General features: G+C 39.3%; 20 protein-coding genes. 12 read left to right on the top strand and 8 right to left on the bottom strand.

What is annotated here, in order from left to right; all coding sequences use genetic code 11:
* The first annotated feature begins 37 nt into the window (after nucleotides 1-37).
* The 4 genes from ybfE to CYG50_RS04665 all read left to right on the top strand — a co-directional run bounded on the left by ybfE (nucleotide 38) and on the right by CYG50_RS04665 (nucleotide 2,900).
* A complete protein-coding gene (gene ybfE, locus CYG50_RS04680; RefSeq protein WP_102138471.1) occupies nucleotides 38-331 on the top strand; it encodes a LexA regulated protein in 294 nt (97 codons plus the stop codon).
* A 154-nt stretch (nucleotides 332-485) separates the two neighbouring features.
* Nucleotides 486-1,013: a flavodoxin FldA gene (fldA, locus tag CYG50_RS04675; protein ID WP_004256261.1), complete on the top strand. Its 528-nt coding sequence runs from the start codon at nucleotides 486-488 to the stop codon at nucleotides 1,011-1,013.
* A gap of 269 nt (nucleotides 1,014-1,282) precedes the next feature.
* Nucleotides 1,283-1,732, top strand: a complete 450-nt coding sequence (gene fur, locus CYG50_RS04670; RefSeq protein WP_004256285.1) for a ferric iron uptake transcriptional regulator — start codon at nucleotides 1,283-1,285, stop codon at nucleotides 1,730-1,732.
* Nucleotides 1,733-2,366: 634 nt separating this feature from the next.
* Complete coding sequence (locus CYG50_RS04665) at nucleotides 2,367-2,900, top strand: bactofilin family protein (RefSeq protein ID WP_232368197.1); 534 nt, start codon at nucleotides 2,367-2,369, stop codon at nucleotides 2,898-2,900.
* Between the two features lie 166 nt (nucleotides 2,901-3,066).
* Here CYG50_RS04665 and chiP read toward each other — a convergent pair whose 3' ends face one another.
* Both chiP and ansB read right to left on the bottom strand, forming a co-directional pair.
* A complete protein-coding gene (gene chiP, locus CYG50_RS04660; protein WP_102138469.1) occupies nucleotides 3,067-4,464 on the bottom strand; it encodes a chitoporin ChiP in 1,398 nt (465 codons plus the stop codon).
* A gap of 535 nt (nucleotides 4,465-4,999) precedes the next feature.
* Nucleotides 5,000-6,043, bottom strand: a complete 1,044-nt coding sequence (ansB, locus tag CYG50_RS04655) for an L-asparaginase 2 (RefSeq protein ID WP_102138468.1) — start codon at nucleotides 6,041-6,043, stop codon at nucleotides 5,000-5,002.
* A 194-nt stretch (nucleotides 6,044-6,237) separates the two neighbouring features.
* Between ansB and ycaO the strand changes: the two genes are divergently transcribed.
* The gene (gene ycaO, locus CYG50_RS04650; protein ID WP_102138467.1) at nucleotides 6,238-7,992 is read left to right on the top strand and encodes a 30S ribosomal protein S12 methylthiotransferase accessory factor YcaO; all 1,755 of its coding nucleotides are present in this window, start codon (nucleotides 6,238-6,240) and stop codon (nucleotides 7,990-7,992) included.
* A gap of 67 nt (nucleotides 7,993-8,059) precedes the next feature.
* On the opposite strand, the gene CYG50_RS04645 is transcribed toward ycaO, so the two are convergent.
* The 3 genes from CYG50_RS04645 to CYG50_RS04635 are packed head-to-tail and all read right to left on the bottom strand — an operon-like array spanning nucleotide 8,060 to nucleotide 11,939.
* Nucleotides 8,060-9,655: a UxaA family hydrolase gene (locus tag CYG50_RS04645; protein WP_102138466.1), complete on the bottom strand. Its 1,596-nt coding sequence runs from the start codon at nucleotides 9,653-9,655 to the stop codon at nucleotides 8,060-8,062.
* Between the two features lie 25 nt (nucleotides 9,656-9,680).
* Nucleotides 9,681-10,994 (bottom strand): MFS transporter, encoded by a 1,314-nt coding sequence (locus CYG50_RS04640; protein ID WP_102138465.1) that lies wholly within the window; start codon nucleotides 10,992-10,994, stop codon nucleotides 9,681-9,683.
* A 51-nt stretch (nucleotides 10,995-11,045) separates the two neighbouring features.
* Nucleotides 11,046-11,939, bottom strand: coding sequence for a dihydrodipicolinate synthase family protein (locus tag CYG50_RS04635; protein ID WP_102138464.1), 894 nt, complete (start codon nucleotides 11,937-11,939; stop codon nucleotides 11,046-11,048).
* A 346-nt stretch (nucleotides 11,940-12,285) separates the two neighbouring features.
* On the opposite strand from CYG50_RS04635, the gene CYG50_RS04630 reads away from it, so the two are divergent.
* From CYG50_RS04630 to pflA, 4 genes are all read left to right on the top strand, one after another.
* The gene (locus tag CYG50_RS04630; protein WP_102138463.1) at nucleotides 12,286-13,059 is read left to right on the top strand and encodes an IclR family transcriptional regulator; all 774 of its coding nucleotides are present in this window, start codon (nucleotides 12,286-12,288) and stop codon (nucleotides 13,057-13,059) included.
* 462 nt (nucleotides 13,060-13,521) lie between these two features.
* Nucleotides 13,522-14,379 carry a formate transporter FocA gene (gene focA, locus CYG50_RS04625; protein WP_102138462.1) on the top strand — a complete coding sequence of 286 codons (858 nt, stop codon included), beginning with the start codon at nucleotides 13,522-13,524 and terminating at the stop codon, nucleotides 14,377-14,379.
* A gap of 70 nt (nucleotides 14,380-14,449) precedes the next feature.
* A complete protein-coding gene (pflB, locus tag CYG50_RS04620) occupies nucleotides 14,450-16,732 on the top strand; it encodes a formate C-acetyltransferase (RefSeq protein WP_102138461.1) in 2,283 nt (760 codons plus the stop codon).
* 122 nt (nucleotides 16,733-16,854) lie between these two features.
* On the top strand, nucleotides 16,855-17,652 hold the full coding sequence (pflA, locus tag CYG50_RS04615; RefSeq protein ID WP_232368198.1) for a pyruvate formate lyase 1-activating protein: 798 nt from the start codon (nucleotides 16,855-16,857) through the stop codon (nucleotides 17,650-17,652).
* Between the two features lie 47 nt (nucleotides 17,653-17,699).
* Here the strand turns inward: pflA and CYG50_RS04610 are convergent, their stop codons facing one another.
* Nucleotides 17,700-18,122, bottom strand: a complete 423-nt coding sequence (locus tag CYG50_RS04610) for a DUF2000 domain-containing protein (protein WP_102138460.1) — start codon at nucleotides 18,120-18,122, stop codon at nucleotides 17,700-17,702.
* Between the two features lie 149 nt (nucleotides 18,123-18,271).
* On the opposite strand from CYG50_RS04610, the gene CYG50_RS04605 reads away from it, so the two are divergent.
* The 3 genes from CYG50_RS04605 (at nucleotide 18,272) to CYG50_RS04595 (ending at nucleotide 20,936) form a co-directional block, all read left to right on the top strand.
* Nucleotides 18,272-18,739 (top strand): Lrp/AsnC family transcriptional regulator, encoded by a 468-nt coding sequence (locus tag CYG50_RS04605; RefSeq protein ID WP_102138459.1) that lies wholly within the window; start codon nucleotides 18,272-18,274, stop codon nucleotides 18,737-18,739.
* Between the two features lie 345 nt (nucleotides 18,740-19,084).
* Entirely contained in the window at nucleotides 19,085-19,891 is an 807-nt protein-coding gene (locus CYG50_RS04600) for a BPSS1780 family membrane protein (RefSeq protein WP_102138458.1), read from the top strand.
* Nucleotides 19,892-20,042: 151 nt separating this feature from the next.
* The gene (locus CYG50_RS04595; protein WP_102138457.1) at nucleotides 20,043-20,936 is read left to right on the top strand and encodes a LysR substrate-binding domain-containing protein; all 894 of its coding nucleotides are present in this window, start codon (nucleotides 20,043-20,045) and stop codon (nucleotides 20,934-20,936) included.
* Here CYG50_RS04595 and CYG50_RS04590 read toward each other — a convergent pair.
* Nucleotides 20,922-21,650 carry a sulfite exporter TauE/SafE family protein gene (locus CYG50_RS04590; RefSeq protein ID WP_102138456.1) on the bottom strand — a complete coding sequence of 243 codons (729 nt, stop codon included), beginning with the start codon at nucleotides 21,648-21,650 and terminating at the stop codon, nucleotides 20,922-20,924. The genes CYG50_RS04595 and CYG50_RS04590 overlap by 15 nt on opposite strands.
* Before the next feature lie 184 nt (nucleotides 21,651-21,834).
* On the bottom strand, nucleotides 21,835-23,127 hold the full coding sequence (gene serS, locus CYG50_RS04585; protein WP_004256329.1) for a serine--tRNA ligase: 1,293 nt from the start codon (nucleotides 23,125-23,127) through the stop codon (nucleotides 21,835-21,837).
* Nucleotides 23,128-23,144: the final 17 nt, after the last annotated feature.

Below are 23,144 nucleotides of genomic sequence, written 5' to 3'. Positions count from 1 at the left end.
GCTGAATTACTGGCACACCCTTTTAGCAGTTATAAACATGGCAAAAGAACAAACAGATCGAACTACGCTAGATTTGTTCGCTGAGGAACGAAGGCCTGGGCGACCTAAAACAAGCCCGCTATCACGGGATGAACAATTAAGGATCAACAAACGCAACCAACTGAAACGAGATAAAGTGAAGGGATTGCGCAGGGTTGAATTGAAGCTGAACGAAGAAGCTGTCGCGGTATTGAATCAGTTAGCTGAAGATAAAAATATAAGCCGTAGTGAATTGATCGAAGAAATTTTAATGTCACAACTTGAGCATGTCGATACATCAATACTCAAATAACGTTATCTTGATAAATCACACAAATTTGACAGACTTAGCAACATTTTTTCGCCAGAATAAGGCGTAATATTCTATCTATTTTCGTTCTAAATGGGCTCTAGAAGGCAAATTATCGCCTCTAGCTCTCTTAGAAAAACAAGAGGTTAATCACTTTATGGCAGTCATAGGCATTTTCTTCGGAAGTGACACAGGTAACACAGAAAATATTGCCAAAATGATCCAAGAAAGATTAGGCAAAGATGTAGCAGAAGTTCACGATATCGCAAAATGTAGCAAAGAAGATATTGAAGCTTTTGACATTCTACTTCTCGGTATTCCAACTTGGTATTATGGTGAAGCCCAATGTGATTGGGATGATTTCTTCCCTACTCTCGAAGAAATTGATTTCGAAGGTAAACTTGTCGCCTTATTTGGTTGTGGAGACCAAGAAGACTACGCTGAATATTTCTGTGATGCTATGGGTACGATCCGCGATATTATCGAACCTCGTGGTGCTGTTATTGTTGGCCATTGGCCAACAGAAGGTTATCACTTTGAAGTATCCAAAGGCATGGCAGATGACAACCACTTTATTGGTTTAGCTATTGATGAAGATCGTCAACCTGAGCTAACAGATGAACGTGTTGATGCATGGGTAAAACAAATCTCTGAAGAAATGTCTTTAGCTGAAATTTTAGGCTAATAGTTCATATAAAGAACCCTTACCCATAGATTGCACCACTGTTTTGCACAAAATGAATCACCTAAACCAGTGGTGTGAACTAAAATAACCGATAAGGTATCCTAATAGGATAGGTTCTCAAGAGATTATCAAAATAATGAGACAATGCATGGTTTCTATTTTTATTTTCCATGCCTATAATTGTAAATCAGTTTAGAAGACAACTGTATTGATGTTAAAAATGTCTCATTATTGTTAAATTTATGATTTAAGATACAGGACAAACCCGCATGACAGACAACAATAAAGCATTGAAAAATGCTGGACTCAAAGTCACTCTTCCAAGATTAAAAATTTTGGAAGTACTTCAAGAGCCTGAGTGCCACCACGTCAGTGCGGAAGATCTCTATAAAAAGCTGATCGATATGGGTGAAGAGATCGGGTTAGCAACCGTATACCGCGTGTTAAACCAATTTGATGATGCTGGTATCGTAACCCGTCACAACTTCGAGGGGGGTAAATCTGTATTCGAGTTAACTCAGCAACATCACCATGACCATTTAATCTGTTTAGATTGTGGAAAAGTGATTGAGTTTACTGACGAATCCATTGAAACTCGCCAAAAAAATATCGCTGCTCGCCATGGCATTAAACTATCTAACCATAGTTTATATCTATATGGTCATTGCGCAGACGGTGATTGCCGTGATAATGCTGACGCACACGAAGCAAAAGAGTAATAGTATTCAACCATCGTTGATAAAGCGTAATGGTTAAAAATACCAAAACCCTGATAATAAACTTTATCAGGGTTTTTTATTTTAAGTATCGATATTTTTTCAATCGATTAGTGATAATTTCTGGTGAATAACTTAAATTTAACTATTTATCACTAAAATTTTTAGTTAGTAAAAATTTCCCCTAGAAACTATAATAGTTGCAATTCAAATCAAAACCTTTATATTATTTCACCGATGAATATATTCTATTATCTAGAATTACACTTACATATCAAAGTAGTATATAAATAATATTATAGATGATTTCTAGGGTTTCATACTATATAAAATTATTTTATTACCTTACTATAATTTTAACTCTAGATTAGAGAGTTAATGATTCAAATGTAGCCATAACGTTAACGTACAATTTAAATGTGTAATTACATTTATTGACTAAACTTATTTAGTACTTTAGTAATTTGTAAGAGATTAACTGATGAAAAAAACATATCTTTTTCTCAATACAAGTTTTTTCTTCTGGTTTCTTACTTTAATAGGGTGGTTTTTTAGCTATTTAACTATCGCCTTATTTTCGTTTGCATTATCAATACTGTTCTTGATCGTATACTTCAATCAAAAAAAGGTAAGTAAAATGTTCACCAAAAGACAAAACAAGCCCGCACCTACAGCAACGCCCCCTTCGATAAGTAGTGAGCCTGAAGTGACCATAAAGATAGAAGAACAAGTCACACTATCAACTCCAACTATTAGTGAAGAAAAATCGAATACGATTATCTCTAGGGACGTTATTTTTGAAGGAAATATTACCTCTAATGAGCAAGTGCATATCTACGGAAAAGTCATTGGGAATATAACTGGAAAAGATAATATGGTTAAAGTCATGTTAAACGGCCAAGTGACAGGAAATATCACCTGCAAAGAACTGGTGGTAAATGGGCGAATTGAAGGTGAATGCCACTCTGATACTATTTGTATTGAAAATAATGGAGAAATCCACGGCACGATCCATTACAGCAGTTTATCAATTAAAAAAGGTGGGATTTTATCTGGTCAAGCACAAGTTAAAAACCCAGCTCATCATTCAGAAAAAGTTACCGTATTAAAAGATAAACTAAAACAAGACACTTTCATACTCAATGAAAGTGTAAATAATGCATCTTTATAATTACAATAAAAATAAGGTGAAAATACTCACCTTATTTTTAAGCTTTAATATAGGCATTTATCCTTACGCTAATATCTCATTCATTATTAAAAATATAAGGTAATACCCTTTAATGACTGCCATGGTTTCCCCTATAGCAGTCATTGTGACTAAAATGTTTTATACTTTAAAATACAGTAAATGGCATCATCACCATAAATTTAATATCTTTTTCATCTTGGAAGATATTTCCGTAACCACCGCCATAGCTCGGAATATCTGTATGGTTATCATATTTGGTAAAATGCAGTTTAAACAACGTATCTTTCGCTCTCCCTGACTGTACGGTATATAAAATATCAAAGTTCCATGCACTTTCTTTCAAACGTACATCTTGAGCATATTGGCTATTCGTACTTGGTTTTGCATCCCATCCATAAATATATGAGGTTCCGACCTTCCATCCGGCTAAATCCCAATTTTTTAAATCATACATGACACCTGCCATTACTGCTTTTTCATTATTAGCATTCCAGTCTGAACGGCCATCCCACCAAATATCCATACGGCCATTTGATGTTGCCCAGCCAGGGGTCATACGCTGTAGGAAATAACCTTGATTACCTTTAGCTTTTACATAGGTTCCCTCAACTTTAAAATCAAATTCATCGTAGGTGTAACCTAATGTCATCGCTTGCAACCAAGCTAAACCGTCATAAACATCGTTAACTCCGCCGTCTGAAACCTTGTCTTTTGCTCCATAAAATTGATAAGACATACGTAAGTCACGGCCTACAACAGGAGTAGCATACGAAACCTTGGCAAAATATTGATCCATATAACTTTTAGCTTGCCCATATGCACCTTCAAGGACTAGATTGTTTTTAAAGTCATATTTAAAGCCAATTGAGTGTAAATAGCTGATCCCAGTTTTACCATCCGCTTCACGAAAGTCATACATACTACGGTACCAAGGCGCTTTATAGCGGTCGGTCCACATATAAGACATGCTGAGTTCACCATTTTGCTCAAAATCAAACACCCCACCCAGCTCTAATCCGCGGTATGTTCCAGGCATATAACTCCAATGGGATGCTAAAAGCGTTTGCCCCGTTGGCTGAATATAGCCGCCTCTCCCCCAGAAAGGGCCATATTTCAATTTTGCAGCAGCCTTATAAAAAGTCACACCACTGCGATCCCCTGTCCATTTTTCATCCCAACGTGATTTCGCATCACTAAAGCCGATTTCATTTGGCGCAGCAGGCCCACTATTTGATAGCTCAATAGCTGTAAAACCGGCTAAATCAAGCCCAATGATGTCCTGGAAGTAGCCGGATGAGAAATCTAGGCTGGCATTAAACGTTGAGTGTTTAAGATTATCCGCATATTTTTTATATTTATCGCTATTTGGGTCTAAATCCTTACGTGAACGATCTCGTTGCCAGTAGTAAAGGCCACCAGTAAGTTTTGAATCTTCAAGAAATTGCTCCGCATGCATAATTGGCTGGTAACCAATAGGAAGCATCGCTATTGCAATTTTTAAGACGAGCAATTTCCTGCCAGTATTGACATTTTTATTAACCATTCTTGTATTCCTCTAATATTTTTTAATTTTATTTTTCGGCCGAAATACGATTTAACTTTCCATTTAAATCTAAATATTCACAATGAGTTATGCCTCTTGCGATGTATTTAGCCTATTTTTTGCAACGCGAATTATCAACACAGATACAGGCTTTGTTGCCAAAATATGATCAACGACACATTAATTTTAATTAATTGCCATTATCACCAGTGATGACCTTGCTAAAAATAAAATGTAATAAATTGATAAATATAAAAAATATATAGAGAATACACATAAGAAAGGGTTCAAGATAAAATCAATAAATTAACTGTTTGTACCTTAATTTTTTCTATTTTGTAGGAATTCTCAAAGTTCTATCACCACATTGACCTAATTGTCTTAAAAAAAATCAGATATTGAGTGAAATGCTTAGGATAAATGTTGTTATGCTGAAAAATAACGTACATAAATATGAAATTTCTTAGCAACAATAAAACTAACGGGGTACAGGCTACTGCACCCCGCTGTATTGAATTAACACTTGTTTTGATAATTAATATTTTTCAAATAATGCCTGAATTTGCTGGGGATCTTTAGTCTGGGTTAAGGCTAATTGCAGCAATACACGCGCTTTTTGCGGGTTCAACCTTTCTGAAGCTACAAAACCATATAAATTGTCATCTACTTCAGCATTTCTTGTTGTATAACCTGTTGGTACACGGCTTGAACGAACGACAACCACGTCTTCTTTCGCTGCTTTTGCTAAAGCGTCAAATACCACTTTATACATATTACCGTTACCCACACCTGCGCTTACAATTCCTTCAACCCCTTCTTCTCTCAAGGCTTTCACAGGAGCTGCTGATGCATTCGCATAATTATAAACGATACCTACCGCAGGAAGCTTTTCGAGTTTGCTTACATCAAATGCCGCTTTGTCACCACGTGGTTGTGGTGCTTGGAAATAGGTGACTTTACCATCATGAATAAAACCTTCTGCCCCACTATTAACGGCATCAAATGCCTGTACTTCAGTGGTGCTCATTTTCATCACATTACGGCCTTGCACGACTTTATCGTTCATTGCCATCAAAACACCACGCTCTCCAGCAGACTTATCCGTCGCTAAAACTACTGCATTATACAGGTTCAAAGGACCATCAGCGCCCAAAGCTGTTGAAGGACGCATTGCACCAACCAAGACAATTGGCTTTTTACATTGCGTGGTTAAATCAAGGAAAAATGCCGTTTCTTCTAAAGTATCAGTACCATGAGTGATTACAAAACCATCTGTTTTATCGCAATCTTGGTTAATTTTTTTCGCCAGTGTCAGCCAGACTTGGTCATTCATATCTTGTGAACCAATATTCACCAACTGCTCACCACTTAAATTGGCAATTTTTTTGGTTTCTGGCACGGCATTAATTAAAGCATCAATCCCGACTTTACCCGCTTGATAACTGGAAGATGTGGCTGAATCACCACCACCTGCTATCGTTCCCCCTGTCGCCAATACCATAATATTAGGTTGAGCGATAGCAGATACGGCAAACAGTGAAACCAATGTCGCTAAAAGCGCTTTATTTCTGTTTTTCATCCTATTTTCCTTTCATTAATAAACTTCAGTTATTATGTGGAATTATGCTGAATTTTATGTGACCTATACAATTATTTTAGGATAAATAATGAATTTTAAGATGATTTATCTGTGAACAAATAAAAAGCGTGAGGCTTACGACAAAAATCCGTATCATAGGCCGTTTGAAACACTCTATTCACAAGTGACTGACAATGAGCCAAACTTTTATTCCCGGCAAAGATGCCGCTCTTGAAGATTCCATCGATGCATTTCAAACCAAATTAAAGAAATTAGGGTTTGATATTGAAGAAGCCTCTTGGTTAAACCCTGTTCCCAACGTTTGGTCTGTACATATTCGCGATAAAGCGTGCCCGCTTTGCTTCACTAATGGTAAAGGGGCGAGCAAAAAAGCCGCATTAGCCTCAGCGCTTGGTGAGTATTTTGAGCGTTTATCAACGAATTACTTCTTTGCGGACTTTTACCTCGGTAAATCTATCGCTGAAGGGGATTTTGTTCATTATCCTAATGAAAAATGGTTCCCATTAACCGAAGATGACAGTTTACCTGAAGGGTTATTAGACAATCGTTTGATTAAGTTTTATGACCCCGACAACGCCTTAGCCGCTAGCCAATTAATTGACTTACAGTCCGGCAATGAAGAACGTGGTATCTGCGCTCTGCCATTTACCCGCCAATCAGACAACCAAACCGTGTACATTCCAATGAATATCGTTGGCAACCTATATGTTTCTAACGGAATGTCTGCGGGAAATACCGCCAACGAAGCGCGTGTACAAGGCCTTTCCGAAGTCTTTGAACGCTTTGTGAAAAATAAAATCATCGCTGATAGTATTAGCTTACCGGCTATCCCTGCTGACGTCATGGCACGCTACCCTGCGGTAGTTGAAGCCGTTGAAACCTTAGAAAAAGAAGGTTTTCCAATTTTCTGTTATGACGCATCACTGGGCGGCCAATACCCTGTAATTTGTGTGGTATTATTTAACCCACAGAACGGGACTTGTTTTGCCTCATTTGGTGCTCATCCTGACTTTGGTGTTGCTCTTGAGCGTACCGTCACCGAATTGCTGCAAGGCCGTGGCTTAAAAGACCTCGATGTGTTTAATGCGCCGACCTTTGATGACGAGGAAGTGGCTGAACACACAAACCTTGAAACACACTTTATTGATTCAAGCGGTTTAATTAGCTGGGATTTGTTTAAAGATGATGCCGATTATGCCTTTGCAGATTGGAGCTTTAAAGGCACAACTCAAGAAGAATTTGCAACACTTATCAGTATTTTCAATACATTAGATGCTGAAGTCTATATTGCAGATTATAACCATTTGGTTGTCTACGCTTGCCGTATTTTAGTCCCGGGTATGTCTGATATTTACCCAGTAGAAGATTTACATATCGCAAATAACGCGATGGGCGCTTATTTACGCGACACCATTATCAACCTGCCTGATAGCCAATGGGAAAAACAAGATTATCTTGCCCTTATCGAGCAACTAGATGATGACGGTTTAGATGATTTTACCCGTGTTCGTGAATTACTCGGTTTGGCTGTAGGTAAAGACAATGGGTGGAGTAACCTGCGTATTGGCGAGCTAAAATCTATGTTGGCACTGGCGGGTGGTGATCTTGAGCAAGCACTTGCTTGGGTTGAATGGACACAAGACTTCAATAGTTCGGTATTTACTGCTGAGCGTGCAAATTATTATCGTTGCTTGCAAACCCTGTTGTTGTTATCCCAAGAAGAAGAGCGTGACCCTGCGCAATACTACAACGCATTTGTACGTATGTATGGGCAAGAAGCAGTAGATGCGGCATCCGCTGCTATCGCTGGGGAAGCATGCTTTTATGGTTTGTGGTCGATTGACGAAGAACTGAAAGCACTTCCTGCGCACCAAGCCTTGCTGGCAGCTTATGAAAAGCTGCAAAAAGCAAAGCGTGACAATGCATAATGTGAATTGATTCGTTGACGGGGAGATCACCCCGTCAACATTTTTACATTTTATTGGTTTATATTAATTATAAATCCAATGAACGTTTCCATAATAAGAAATCAAACTGCTCTAGCCGATCCGCTTGGACCTGATAGTCACCACTTGCCGTTTCAATCACCCGTTCAAATAACCCTTTACTTATTGTAGGTAATGGAACCCCATCAATAATTGGCCCACAATCATAATCAATCATGTCTGACAAACGTGTTGCAATTGCGCTATTAGTCGATATTTTTAAAACTGGCACAATCGGGTTTCCTGTGGGAGTTCCGAGCCCTGTCGAAAAAATAACTACGTTGCAGCCTGCAGCAACGAGGCCAGTGACCGCATCAACATCATTACCCGGCGTGCAAACTAATGATAACCCGCTGTCTGGCATTGGCTCCGCATAGTCGCACACCGCACTAATCGGTGATGTTCCGCCCTTTTTAGCCGCTCCCGTCGATTTAATCGCGTCGGTTATTAATCCGTCCGCAATATTGCCGGGACTCGGGTTATCCGCAATCGTAGTATTAAAGAAATTCGCTGTTTTTTCATAACATTCCATCAAGTCTAAGAATTTTTTCTTATCCTCAAAAGAGATGCATCGTTTCACCATATCCCCTTCTGCACCACACAATTCAGGGAATTCAGCTAACCCAGATGCGCCCCCCAACGTGACGAGCCAATCAGAGACTAGCCCCATCGCTGGATTACCCGAAATCCCAGAAAAACCGTCAGAAGCACCACATTTCACACCGAGTTTTAAATGGGACAACGGAACATCCATACGTGATTGCGGTATGACAGCCTTCATGCATTCATAAGTTTGCTTCAAAGCGGTTTGCATCATTTCTTCTTCGCTATTCCATTCTTGCTGGCGGAAGTAAAGTGCAGGTTTAGCAAAATTGGGGTTACGAGCGGCGAGTGACTCTTTAAACATTTTGCGCTGTGCTTTTTCACAGCCCAAACTGAAGACGGTAATACCGATGACATTGGGGTGATCCGCATAGGCAGCAAGCACATCACACATGGTCTTACTGTCAGAGGTCGCGCCACCGCAACCACTCGTGACCGTAATGCAACGCACGCCTTCTATATGTGGGAATAATTTAGGTTTTGCGACGCCCCCTTGCTCACCCACAGTTAAATCTAATGCAAAGTTTTTCAAACTATTATTGGTATAACCTAATGCTTCATTTAAGGCATCAGTAAGTTTTGTTACATTGCGGTTTTCACAAAATACTAATGGAAAGATCAGCCAGTAATTTGCGGTTCCCACTCGCCCATCCTCACGGACATAGCCTTTAAACGTGCGCCCTTGATATGCAGACACATCAGGGGCTTTCCACTCATATGGTACGTCTTGTTCTAAAGAAACTGGGGCTGCGTAATGGCGAATATTATCAACGGTGATAACTTCTCCTTTTGCGATTGGCTTTGTGGCTTTTCCTACTGCGGTGCCATACATCGAAACAATGCCATCAATAGGTATCGCTTCGATCGCAAACTTATGTTTTGCTTTAACATCTGTCACTAGGGTCACGTCTTCATTTCCCCAGCGATAAGCCTCTCCTGCTTGCAGGTCTTTTAAGGCAACAATTAGGTTGTCGCTCTCATCGATTCTTAATATTTTTTGCATATCTCACCTTCCAGAAAGCATGCCATTAATGGGATGACAAAGCCTTTATGTTATTGTTGTGGGCGTTTTTTTTAAGTAATGCGATTAAGATGGCACAACCGACGGTGATCACCGCTAATGTCACGATACCTGCGGTATTGCTATTCATCATTTTATCGACTTCAACACGAATTATTGGTGCGAGGAATGAACAAAATGCCCCCATAGTGGTACAGAAACCAATTCCTGCCGCTAATGCAGGGCCGCTTAATAACTGAGGTGGAAACGTCCAAAACACTGGTTGAACGGATAAAAAGCCAACCGCGCTTAAACATAACGCCGCAATAGCAAAAACAGGGCTAGCAAATGCTGACAATGCCAAGCCTAATGCGGCAGCTAACATACACAAAACTGAGATTTCGATGCGACGGGTTGGATGGCGGTCGGCAAAACGAGGAATGTAATACACCCCAAATGCAGAACAAGCCCAAGGTATTGCAGCAACTAATGATTGTTTAAAGCCTAAACTTTCCCCCATTAAGGATGCAACTTGGGAAGGCAGAAAGAACATCAAACCATATACTGAAATTTGGATCGTGCCGTAAATCAGTGCAAGGTGCCAAACTTTGATATTTTTCAGTGCGGATGATACCGATGTGGTTTCCGTTTTTGCATTTTCTTTTGCTAATTGTTCTATTAGGGCCTTTTTCTCTTCTTCAGTTAAAAAACGCGCTTTTTCAGGGCTGTCATCCAAATAAAAGAAAGCAAAAATACCAATCACAACAGCAGGAAGGCCTTCAATAACAAACATCCAGAACCAACCCGGCCGACCTAACCAGCCATGCAATTCCAGTAATGCGCCTGATAATGGTGAGCCCAGCGTCAACGCCAAAGGTACGCCTAAAACGAAGATCCCAATTACAGAGCCGCGTACATTGTTGGGGAAATAAATGGAAGCTAATAATAGAATACCTGGATAAAACCCGGCTTCGCCCAACCCCAATAGGAAGCGTAAAATAATAAATTGCGTCTCATTGGTGACAAAACCTGTCATTGCAGACAGAACGCCCCAGATTACCGTGGTAATACTCAGCCATTTTTGTGCGCCAATTTTGTTTAAAATTAAGTTAGCGGGAATACCAAACAGCGCATATGCCGCAAAGAAAATACCTGCACCAAAAGCAAACGCAGAATCAGACAAACCAATGTCGACTTGCATTGCATCTTTAGCAAAACCCACATTGACCCGGTCAATGAATGCAACAAAATATAAAATAAACATCAGAGGTACTAAACGTTTCCACGATTTAGCTATCGCAGAATTTAAAACAGGATTGTTATAAGCTTTGATTGTCGCCATGATATTTTTCCCTGTTGATAAGATGTTCTATTGTGTTTGATTCAGGAAAAGTCAGAGTGGTGAATCAGCAAGGGTTAATAACTGCTGAAGTTGCTCAACCTGTTTATTGTTCAACCCAATAAATGGAGCTGTACAATAGTCTGAATTAATCACACCTTTTAGTTGCAACGCTTTTTTAAAGGTTGGGATAAATGGCGCATTGACACCATATATAGCCATCAATTGGTCTACTCGTTGTTGGTGTTTCGCTATTAACGCTAAATCACCTTGGGTAAACGCCTGCATCCATGATGCGAAAAATTGCGGAACAATATTTGAAAGCCCACCAATACAACCATTTCCTCCCGATAGCATCACATGAGCAAAGTTATTATCGTAACCTGCGTATACCTCAAAATGAGGCAAGCGTGATTTCACCGTTTCAATTACTTGGGCAGTATGAGTCGTATCAGGAATGGTATCTTTCAACCCGATGATATTGGGGTATTTATCCGCTAAACGTAGGCAAACATCTGGAGAGACAGAATAACCTGTTCGTTCAGGAAAGTTATAAATGAAAATGTTAGCAGATGTTTTTGCTGCTATCGTACTGTAAAAACGAAAAACACCTTCATCATCCAACGGAAAATAATATGGACTGATAATCATCACTCCATCAATTCCTTTTTCGTATGCGTAGTTAGCTAATTCAATCGACTCTTGCACATCAAGGCGGCTTGCCCCTGCATAAACACGCATTTCCTCCTTTGGATAACGACCACATAGGTCGATTAATGTTTTTGAGCTCTGCATATTGAGCGCAAAAAATTCCCCCGTGCTGCCCATAGTGACAAAACCAGAGACCTTGCCTTTCAATGAGTCATAAACACGTATGTTTTGTTCTGTATCCACTCGACCTTTGTCATCAAAAATGGTCACTACTGGCGTGATATAACGACTTTCCATACCGATAATCTCCTTGCTGATTATTGTTCATATATACAAACTGCATTCACAAATAAAAACAAACAACAAGAAATCATGAATTACTGATTGAGTCAAATTCATTCAATCCATATATAGTCCAAATATAACAATTTGATTAAAAAGGAATTTAAAGTGAGAAAATAGCCATTAAACTGGCTGGGAGTTGTTTTTTTTATTACTAAATTTTGAGCAAGCTCACGCCTTTTGGATGACTTTACCCATCATTAAGAATGACCAATTTGAGACTAAAGGTATTTCTGAGATGATTTACATAGTGGTATTTTAAACCTAGAATAGCGACAAAATTAATCAGGGAGGTAGTTTAATGTCTACGGGGCACATGCCGACAATTCGGGTATTAGAAATACTGCAAGTTTTATCGGCTGAAAATACTGGGCTTTCTTTGACACAACTTTCTGATAAAACACAAATCTTAAAGGGGACGATTTATCCTATCTTAAAAACGTTGGTTGAACATCGATATATTAATTATGATGACAATAGCCAACTATATTATTTAGGTATCGCCTGCTCGCTCCTTTCCCGCTCATTTTTCGAAAAATCCTATTGGCTCAAAATGGTTCATCGGGAAATGGTACATATCGTAGATGAATGCAATGAAGTGTGCCAAATGGGGATTTTAGATGGTGCTGATGTGCTATACATTGATAAAGTTCAATCAGCGCAAAAAGTTCAATTAATCTCTAATATTGGTACTCGCTTACCTGCTATATATTCTGCACTGGGTAAGGCCATGATTTTCAATTACAGTGACCAGCAAATTTCCCAGCTTTACCCTTCGGGTTTTACCCCTTTAACTCAATACAGTGTGCAAACTCTAGCGGAACTACGCCAGCAACTTGATGACGTCAGAAAAAACAGCTATGCAATTGATAATAAAGAAATAAATGAAGAGACAACCTGTTATGCTGTCGCGTTACGTCAGCGGGATAAAATCATAGCAGCAATTAGCGTGTCTATCCCCACTTTCCGTATCAATGAGCAAAAAATCGATCAGGTCATCAAAATACTATTAACGAGCCGTGAACGCATCGAGCAAGAACTGAATACACTGGAAAATATTGAGTTTTATACCTAGCCATAACGATAAAAACGGATTACTTCATTAAGACATATCACTTTAATTCATAGATTAATTTATATGAATCTTTTATTATTTGCATAATTGTTAGATAAATATTGCAAAAAGACAGTTTAGCTAAGAAAGATATATCGGGATCCCCCCTAATTAAATAGGGTATTATGCAAACATAAGTTAAATTTTATGCCAAAGGGATCATATTCATGTTAAATAGTTAACATTTACGCGTATATTTTTACTTATTCTGATGCTTAAAATTGACTTTATAAAAATTTTTAATAAATTTTAAAAAATATTTTTATCATTTATTTCATTAGGTTACGCTTGATTTTAACATTGCATTAACCATTTTTACCTCTCTCTCTAGCGAGTTCATGATCCATATCAAATTTCCCATTTATCCCCTTTGTTACTATTATTGCGTGCTATAATTAATCAACTTTGTAAGAGAGTGTTGGTATGAAAGCTGACAACCCTTTTAATTTATTGCCACCAGCTGTAATGGCGCAAGTCGCAGATGATGCCTCTTTTTATAAGGCAAATAAACATCCTGCAATTACTTACTTGTCAGCATTCACTGCCGGTATTTTTATCTCTATCGCGTTTGTATTCTATATCACAGCAACAACCGGGGCAGCTGAAGCGCCTTATGGTTTCACTAAACTTATTGGCGGGATTTGTTTCTCCTTAGGTCTGATGTTAGTGGTTGTATGTGGCGCAGACCTTTTCACCTCCACCGTACTCACTATCGTCTCAAAAGCCACAGGTAGAATTACTTGGGGGCAAATGTTCCGCAACTGGTTTAATGTCTATATTGGTAACTTAATTGGTGCGTTATTCTTTGTTGCACTAATTTGGTTTGCAGGGCAATACACCGCAGCCAATGGCCAATGGGGGTTAAATGTATTACAAACCACCAGCCATAAATTACACCATACCTTTATTGAAGCTGTTGCATTAGGAATTTTAGCAAATTTAATGGTTTGCCTTGCGGTTTGGATGAGTTACTCCGGCCGTAGTTTAACTGATAAACTGGTCGTTTTAGTTTTACCTGTCGCGATGTTTGTGGCGAGCGGTTTTGAACATAGTATCGCAAACATGTTCATGATCCCGTTAGGCATTATGATTAAAGAGTTCGCTCCTGCTGAATATTGGTCTCAAATAAATATGTCTCCAGACCAATTTTCACATCTAACGGTTGGTAATTTTATTACAGATAACTTAATTCCAGTCACTATCGGGAATATTATTGGCGGCGCGATTTTAGTCGGCCTCATTTATTGGTTTATGCATTTACGTAGTGGCCAAAAACACTAATAGCCACTGACACACACGAAAAGATTTATTAAGATCCCTAAAAGATCCATTGTTAAAAGGTAAAAGTATCATGTCCGAGTTAAATGAAAAATTCGCTTTAGCATGGCAAGGTTTTAACCAAGGTAACTGGCAGGACAACGTCGATGTACGTGACTTCATCCAGAAAAACTACACTCCATATGAAGGTGATGAATCTTTCTTAGCAGGCTCTACTCCAGCAACTGACAAGTTGTGGGATAAAGTCATGGAAGGGATCAAAATCGAAAACCGCACTCATGCGCCAGTTGATTTTGACACAGATGTCGCATCAACCATCACTTCCCATGATGCTGGTTATATTACTAAAGAATTAGAAACAATCGTTGGTTTACAAACTGATGCACCTCTGAAACGTGGTCTTATCCCGTTCGGTGGTATCAAAATGGTTGAAGGCTCATGTAAAGCATACGACCGTACTTTAGATCCAGAAATCAAAAAAATCTTCACTGAATACCGTAAAACTCACAACCAAGGTGTTTTCGACGTTTATACGCCAGACATCTTAAAATGCCGTAAATCAGGTATCTTAACAGGTCTGCCTGATGCATATGGTCGAGGTCGTATCATCGGTGACTACCGTCGTGTTGCACTGTACGGTATTGATTTCCTGATGAAAGACAAATTTAACCAATTCACCTCTTTGCAAGAAAGATTAGAAAAAGGTGAAGACTTACAAATGACTATCCAACTGCGCGAAGAAATTGCTGAACAGCACCGTGCATTGGGTCAAATGAAAGAAATGGCTGCAAAATACGGTTACGATATTTCTGCACCAGCAACAAACGCACAAGAAGCAGTACAGTGGACTTACTTCGGTTACTTAGCCGCAGTTAAATCACAAAACGGTGCTGCAATGTCATTTGGTCGTGTTTCTACCTTCTTAGACGTGTATATCCAACGTGACTTAGAAGCAGGTAAAATCACCGAACAACAAGCGCAAGAACTGATTGACCACTTAGTCATGAAACTGCGTATGGTACGTTTCTTACGTACGCCTGAATACGATGAGCTGTTCTCTGGTGACCCAATCTGGGCAACTGAATCATTAGCGGGTATGGGCCTTGATGGTCGTACTCTGGTAACGAAAAGCACATTCCGTTTCCTGAACACACTGTATACCATGGGCCCATCTCCTGAGCCAAACATGACTATCCTGTGGTCAGAAAAACTGCCAATGAATTTCAAAAAATTCGCGGCGAAAGTGTCTATCGATACCTCATCAGTTCAGTATGAAAACGATGACTTGATGCGTCCAGATTTCGATAACGATGACTACGCAATCGCATGTTGCGTCAGCCCAATGATTGTTGGTAAACAAATGCAGTTCTTCGGTGCTCGCGCAAACTTAGCGAAAACCATGCTGTATACCATCAACGGTGGTGTTGATGAAAAACTGAAAATGCAAGTAGGTCCTAAACATGCGCCAATCATGGATGAAGTCTTAGATTTCGATACTGTGATGAACCAAATGGACCACTTCATGGACTGGTTAGCAACTCAGTACGTCACTGCACTGAACTGCATCCACTTTATGCATGACAAATATAGCTATGAAGCTTCACTGATGGCACTACATGACCGTGATGTTTACCGCACCATGGCTTGTGGTATCGCGGGTCTATCTGTTGCTGCTGACTCACTGTCTGCAATCAAATATGCGAAAGTTAAACCAATTCGTGATGAAGACGGTATCGCTATCGACTTCGAAATCGAAGGTGAATATCCACAATTTGGTAACAACGACTCTCGTGTAGATGATATCGCGTGTGACTTAGTTGAACGTTTCATGAAGAAAATTCAGAAACTGCCTACTTACCGTAACGCGGTACCAACTCAGTCAATCCTGACCATCACATCTAACGTTGTGTATGGTAAGAAAACAGGTAATACACCAGATGGTCGTCGTGCAGGTGCGCCATTCGGACCAGGTGCAAACCCAATGCACGGTCGTGACCAAAAAGGTGCGGTAGCTTCACTGACTTCTGTTGCTAAACTGCCATTTGCTTACGCGAAAGATGGTATTTCTTATACTTTCTCTATCGTACCAAATGCATTAGGTAAAGATGACGACGTTCGTAAAACTAACTTAGCGGGTCTGATGGATGGTTACTTCCACCACGAAGCGTCTATTGAAGGCGGCCAGCACCTGAACGTTAACGTTATGAACCGTGAAATGCTGTTAGATGCAATGGAAAACCCAGAGAAGTACCCACAACTGACTATCCGTGTATCTGGTTATGCTGTACGTTTCAACTCACTGACTAAAGAACAACAGCAAGACGTTATTACTCGTACTTTCACCAGTACAATGTAATAATTAGCTCATTAAAATTAAAGTAAATTAAAGACCCCGCTTTACGGGGTCTTTTTATCTATACCAGCAACGATATTTTTCTCTAAATTTTGCGGTATGAAGGATATTTTGGAGTGCCTGCTATGTCTATCGATGATACTAAAACCAAAACAATAGCGACGACTAATGTGACAGAAACCCCAACCACACTCGGCCGTATTCATTCATTTGAATCATGCGGAACCGTCGATGGCCCTGGGATCCGTTTTATTGTATTTTTTCAAGGCTGCTTAATGCGCTGCCTGTATTGCCATAACCGCGATACTTGGGATACCCACGGTGGCAACATTGTTACCGTTGAAGAATTAATGAAAGAAGCCGTAACCTATCGCCACTTTATGAATGCGACTGGCGGAGGTGTTACCGCCTCAGGCGGAGAAGCTATCTTACAAGCTGAATTTATACGTGACTGGTTCCGTGCCTGTAAAAAAGAGAATATTCATACTTGCCTTGATACCAATGGATTCGTGCGCCGCTACGACCCAGTGATTGATGAACTGATGGATGTCACTGACTTGGTGATGTTAGATTTAAAACAAATCGATGACGATATTCATCAAAAATTAGTAGGTGTTTCTAATCATCGTACTTTGGAATTTGCTCGTTACCTTGCCAAACGCAACCAGAAAACTTGGGTACGCTATGTTGTCGTGCCAGGTTGGAGCGATGACGACCATTCAGTACATTTACTGGGCGAATTTACCAAAGATATGAGCAATATCGAAAAAATCGAATTACTGCCCTACCACGAACTTGGTAAACACAAATGGGAAACCATGGGTGAAGAATACAAACTAGATGGCGTTAGACCACCATCAAAAGAAGTGATGGAACGAGTTAAAAGTATTCTAGAAAGTTATGGTCACAAAGTGATGTACTAACCAATTTGAGGCTCTTTATAGAGCCTCTACTTTATCTGCTATTATTCCTATCTAAACAAAGGTAAATGGCCAATTAGCTGAGTAACTGCCTTTTTATTCCCCACCAAGCCGATCCCTGCCAATTGAATATCTTTATATTGCTGCTCAGATAGTTTTTGCTGATATTCATCATAAGTCCGGCAAGACTGAGCGAGCAAACTAAAAGGAATGACGTATATTTCATTTACCTTTAATGCAGCCACTTCAATCTCTTTAATATACTGCTCTGGTGATTTTAAAATCGGTAATGGCACATAAATCACCCCGGGGTAATTAATATTATCCGTGCTATTCAAATCTTCCCCTACTATATTGTTAACTTTATTTCCTAAACTCACACCAATCACACTAGCGGCATTCATAGCCAACCCGTTAGATAAATCCTGATTAACGACGATAGCACAACGATGCTCAGCTGGATTAAATATCATTCCTGTCCCCTACTATTTTATGTGTATTCAATTTCCCAATAATTATGACATTTAAAGAAAGAAATAGGCTTTCTAACTCAGTCATTACACGCTAAGATTTAGGTGAATTTATCCTATTAAAAGCCCTTTCAAGGTAGAGTTTTCCATTTATGGCAATAGACAAGACAGAAATAAAAATACTGAAGTTACTACAAGATGACGCTCGAATAACTAACCAAGTACTTGCCGAAAAAGTAGGCATGTCGGCCTCTCCCTGTTGGCGAAGGGTTAAAAAATTAGAAGAAGAAAATGTTATTCAAGGGTATCGCGCCATTCTCAATCGTAGGAAGATTGGCTTAGGCGTCATGGTTTTTGTTCGCGTCATTATTGATAGTGATAGCGAGGCTGAAGCACAAAAATTTGAACAAGAAGTGACTGAGCTAGAAAATGTCGTCGCTTGCTACAGTATTGGTGGTGATTCTGACTTTTTACTACAGGTTGTATCCCATGATTTAGACTCCTATGCCGACTTTGCTATGACAGTTATTCGCCAGCTACCGGGTATCAAAGAAATGCAAAGTATGTTTGTACTTAAAGAAATTAAGCCGTTAGATGCTTACCCAATATCACTTATTTAGCTTTTAAATTAAATAAAATCTTACTGAATTATTATGAATCGTGATTATTTAATTGACGATTCAACCTTGTTGATAGAACCCAAAATAGCTTTTTTCACTAAATATACTAAATATTCGTATTCTATTCAGTGCATTAAGGCATAGATAACTATCTTAGTTCGATAGAAAATATTTTATACAAGAAAATTCTAATCAAAAATACCTTACCAGAATAGTCTGCTTTATAATAAGCTAACTTATCTGCATACTACTGCCGATAAGTTACAAGAATGAGTATAAGCTCAAAAAACTTATTAATAATAATTAATCGCTAATTCACTACGACTAACAGGTTCCTTTTTTATTATGAATAATGAAAACTTCAGTGCAGATAACAACCCTGCACCTACAATTAATGCGCAAACGCAAGCTGATACATTTGTTTTTCACGCAGAACCGCGTGCAGTAGATGCAGGCGAAGGTGTTAACTGGATCAGCCAATCATGGTCTCTCGTTAAAGAAAAACTGGGAATGTGGATCTTGATTAACATTGTTCTGTTTGCTGTGATCTTTATCATTTCAATGATCCCATTCTTAAATTTATTAATTACATTTATTACACCTATTTTTATCGGTGGTATTATTGCTATCAGTGAAAATCAACGTAAAACAGGTCAAGCAGAAATCGGCTTACTATTTGCAGGCTTCCAAAATAAATTTGGTACGTTGTTTGCTGTAGGCGCAATCAACTTTGCTGCTAACTTAGTTGGTATGATCATCGCATTTATTATCGGTGGTTCTGCAATGTTCGGTTTACTGATGGAAAGCAACCAATATGGTGCGCCATCAGACGCTGCTATCCTTGCCTCTTCAGGTACATTCTTCTTTGCAATCATCATCATGGCCGTTGCAGCATTAGTGGGTACAGCCTTAACTTGGTTTGCTCCTGCATTAGTGATGAACCATGATTTCACGGTTGGCGCTGCAATTTCTGCAAGCTTACAAGCCGTTAAGAAAAACATCCTGCCAGGTATTCTGTTCTTTATCGTTATCTCTATCTTAATGATAATTTCAGTTATTCCATTAGGTTTAGGTTTATTAGTTTCTATGCCAATTATGTATGTTTGCTATTACAGCAGCTACCGTAGCCTGTTTTTCTCGCAAGTAAAATAAACCAAAATATGATGATTTGACGACTTTGTTAAATCATTAGTTCTAAAAAAAGGAAAGCATTTGCTTTCCTTTTTGCTATCCCGAAAAAATTCACATATATTCCTTTAAATGATAATTTCCCTCTTCTTTTCATAAATTGGAGTTGTTTTCCATGTATTTCGATATCACTGATTTAAAACTGTGTGTTAATGTCGCCAATGCAGGAAGTATCACCCAAGGAGCGAAACTAACTTATATTACACTGCAATCTGCAAGTGAACGAATACGTGGGCTAGAAAACGAATTAAACATCGTTATATTTATTCGTTCAGTGAAAGGTGTTTCATTATCGAATGCAGGCCATGTATTTATTGAGCATGCGAAAACAGTTTTGCAGCAAATTGAATTAATGCAAGATGAACTGCGACAATATAGTCAACACCTGCGTGGGCATATTAATATTCTTTGTAATACTTCTGCCCAAATGGAATTTTTACCCGCCCGTATTAGCGCATATTTACGACAACACCCCATTATGTCTGTATCCGTGAAGGAAATGCCAAGTGCTAACATCGTCACTGCCATCAAAAATAAAATTGCAGATATTGGTATTATCGCAGATTCTACTGACCTCACTGGTCTGGATATTCAACCATTCAGCTCAGGTGAATTAGTCGTTTTTGCCCATAAAGATAGCTTTTGGGCGAGCCAAAAGAGTGTTCCATTTTCTGATATTATTGATGCTGAATTTGTGGGGTTGATAGAAGATAACCCATTACAAAAACATATTGATAATAATGCCAAACAACAAGGCAAACGGCTCAACTACCGGGTACGCATGCCAACTCTAGATGCTGTAATGCAAGGGGTTAATGATGGCATTGGCATTGCTATTATTCCCAAACAAGCGGCACAGCGTAGTCAACTTTCTACTACTAAAATAGTGCAATTGACCGAAGATTGGGCATGTCGAAAATTAGTTATCTGCGCACGAGATTTCAGCCAATTACCTGATTATACCAACGAGTTTATTCATTTTTTAATTAACTGGTCATCTGAAAGCTAAGTTTGCCGCCATGTAAATTCCTAATCCTGTTAACCCAATAAAAAAGCAACGACGAAATACCTTTTCACTAATGATCTGGCGAAAATATTGGCCAAGATACATTCCACCAATAGCAGGAATTAAGGCAAAGGCAGATAAACTCCAATTAATATCATACTGTTGCTGGTCAATGGATAATCTAATGGCTAATGCAACTGTTGATGCGGTAAATGCTAACCCTAGAGCCTGAATAAGCTCATCTTTATTTAATTTTAATGTTTGTAAATACGGAACAGCTGGAATAACAAATACTCCGGTAGCAGCCGTAATCACACCTGTGATATAACCCACTGTTGGCGAAAGCCATGTTTCATATTTCTCGGAAGATGGCATTTTTTTAGCCACTAAACCCCATATCCCATAAATAATAAGTACGATACCCAGTGCAGGGAGTGTCCAGCGAGATGCCGAGGTTAAAGAAGGTAAAAAACTGAATAATGTGCCAAGCATGACCCCAATAATAAAACCACTGAGCCGTTTGATTAGCGCCATAAATTGTGGACCAATTAATAATTGCCATATATTCGTGATTAACGAAGGAATAATTAACAAGCTAGCAGCGGCAACAGGCTCCATTGACGTGCTTAATAATCCCATTGCGATTGTTGGTAACCCTAGTCCAATCACTCCTTTTACAATACCTGCTAATAAGAAAACACCAATAATTACACCCATCAATATCACTCCGATAAATTTACTTTACCGTAGATTAATGTCCTACATTAAATGTCGCTATTTGGAAAATATTGAGGTGGGATCAGGCTTAGCCTGAGGATGTTTTTACCAAAACACTTTAAATTACACAAAAAAAAACGCGACTACCATCAGTCGCGTTTTATGTTTGAAGGAGTAACGGAAATTAACCGATGAACTCTAACCCTTTCATATATGGGCGCAATACTTCTGGAACTTCAATACGGCCATCTGCTAATTGGTAGTTTTCTAAAATCGCCACCAATGTACGACCAACCGCTAAACCGGAACCATTCAGAGTATGAACAAGTTGTGTTTTCTTATCACTCTTACCACGGAAACGAGCTTGCATACGACGCGCTTGGAAGTCCCACATGTTGGAACAAGATGAAATTTCACGATACGTATTTTGCGCTGGTAACCACACTTCTAAGTCATAGGTTTTACGTGAACCAAAACCAATATCACCAGTGCATAAAATCACTTTACGATAAGGCAAGTTCAGTAATTGTAATACTTTTTCGGCATGGCCAGTCAGCTCTTCCAATGCATCCATGGATTTTTCTGGATGAACGATTTGCACTAACTCAACTTTGTCGAACTGATGCATACGGATCAAACCGCGTGTGTCACGGCCATAAGACCCTGCTTCAGAACGGAAACAAGGGGTATGTGCAGTCATTTTCAGAGGAAGTGAGTCTTCATCTAAAATTTCATCGCGAACTAAGTTAGTCACCGGGACTTCTGCGGTTGGGATCAACGCATAAGTACTGCTGTCCGCTTCCTCTTCCAATGGTTTAGTATGGAACAAATCTTCACCAAACTTTGGTAATTGGCCAGTTCCGTACAATGTGTCATGGTTGACTAAATACGGAACATACAACTCTTGGTAACCATGTTGTTCAGTATGCAAATCAAGCATGAATTGTGCCAATGCACGGTGCATACGAGCAATTTGCCCTTTCATAACAACAAAACGAGCGCCAGTCAGTTTTACCGCAGCTGGGAAGTCTAAGCCACCGGATAACTCGCCAAGACTGACATGGTCTTTAACTTCGAAATCATACTGACGAGGCTCGCCCCAACGTGCAACCTCAACGTTGTCAGAATCATCTTTACCATCAGGCACTTGGTCATCTGGGATATTCGGGATACTTAAGGCAATATCACGGATTTCTTGTTGCAGCTTATCTAACTCTGCTTTTGCAGAATCCAATTTTTCGCCTAATTGGTTAACTTCCAGACGTAATGGTTCGATATCTTCACCACGTGCCTTCGCCGCACCAATAGTTTTCGATCGCGAGTTACGGTCTGCTTGCAGGGTTTCAGTTTCAACTTGTAAAACTTTGCGGCGTTCTTCTAATTCACGCAGCTTTTCCACATCAAGGGTAAAACCCCTGCGAGCCAGTTTTTCAGCAACCGCGTCTAGCTCCGTACGCAGTAAATTGGGATCGAGCATGCTTATCCTGTGATTAT

Origin of the sequence: Providencia huaxiensis (genome assembly GCF_002843235.3) — a bacterium.
Lineage (GTDB): Bacteria > Pseudomonadota > Gammaproteobacteria > Enterobacterales > Enterobacteriaceae > Providencia > Providencia huaxiensis.
This window is presented reverse-complemented; position numbering and strand designations above follow the sequence as displayed.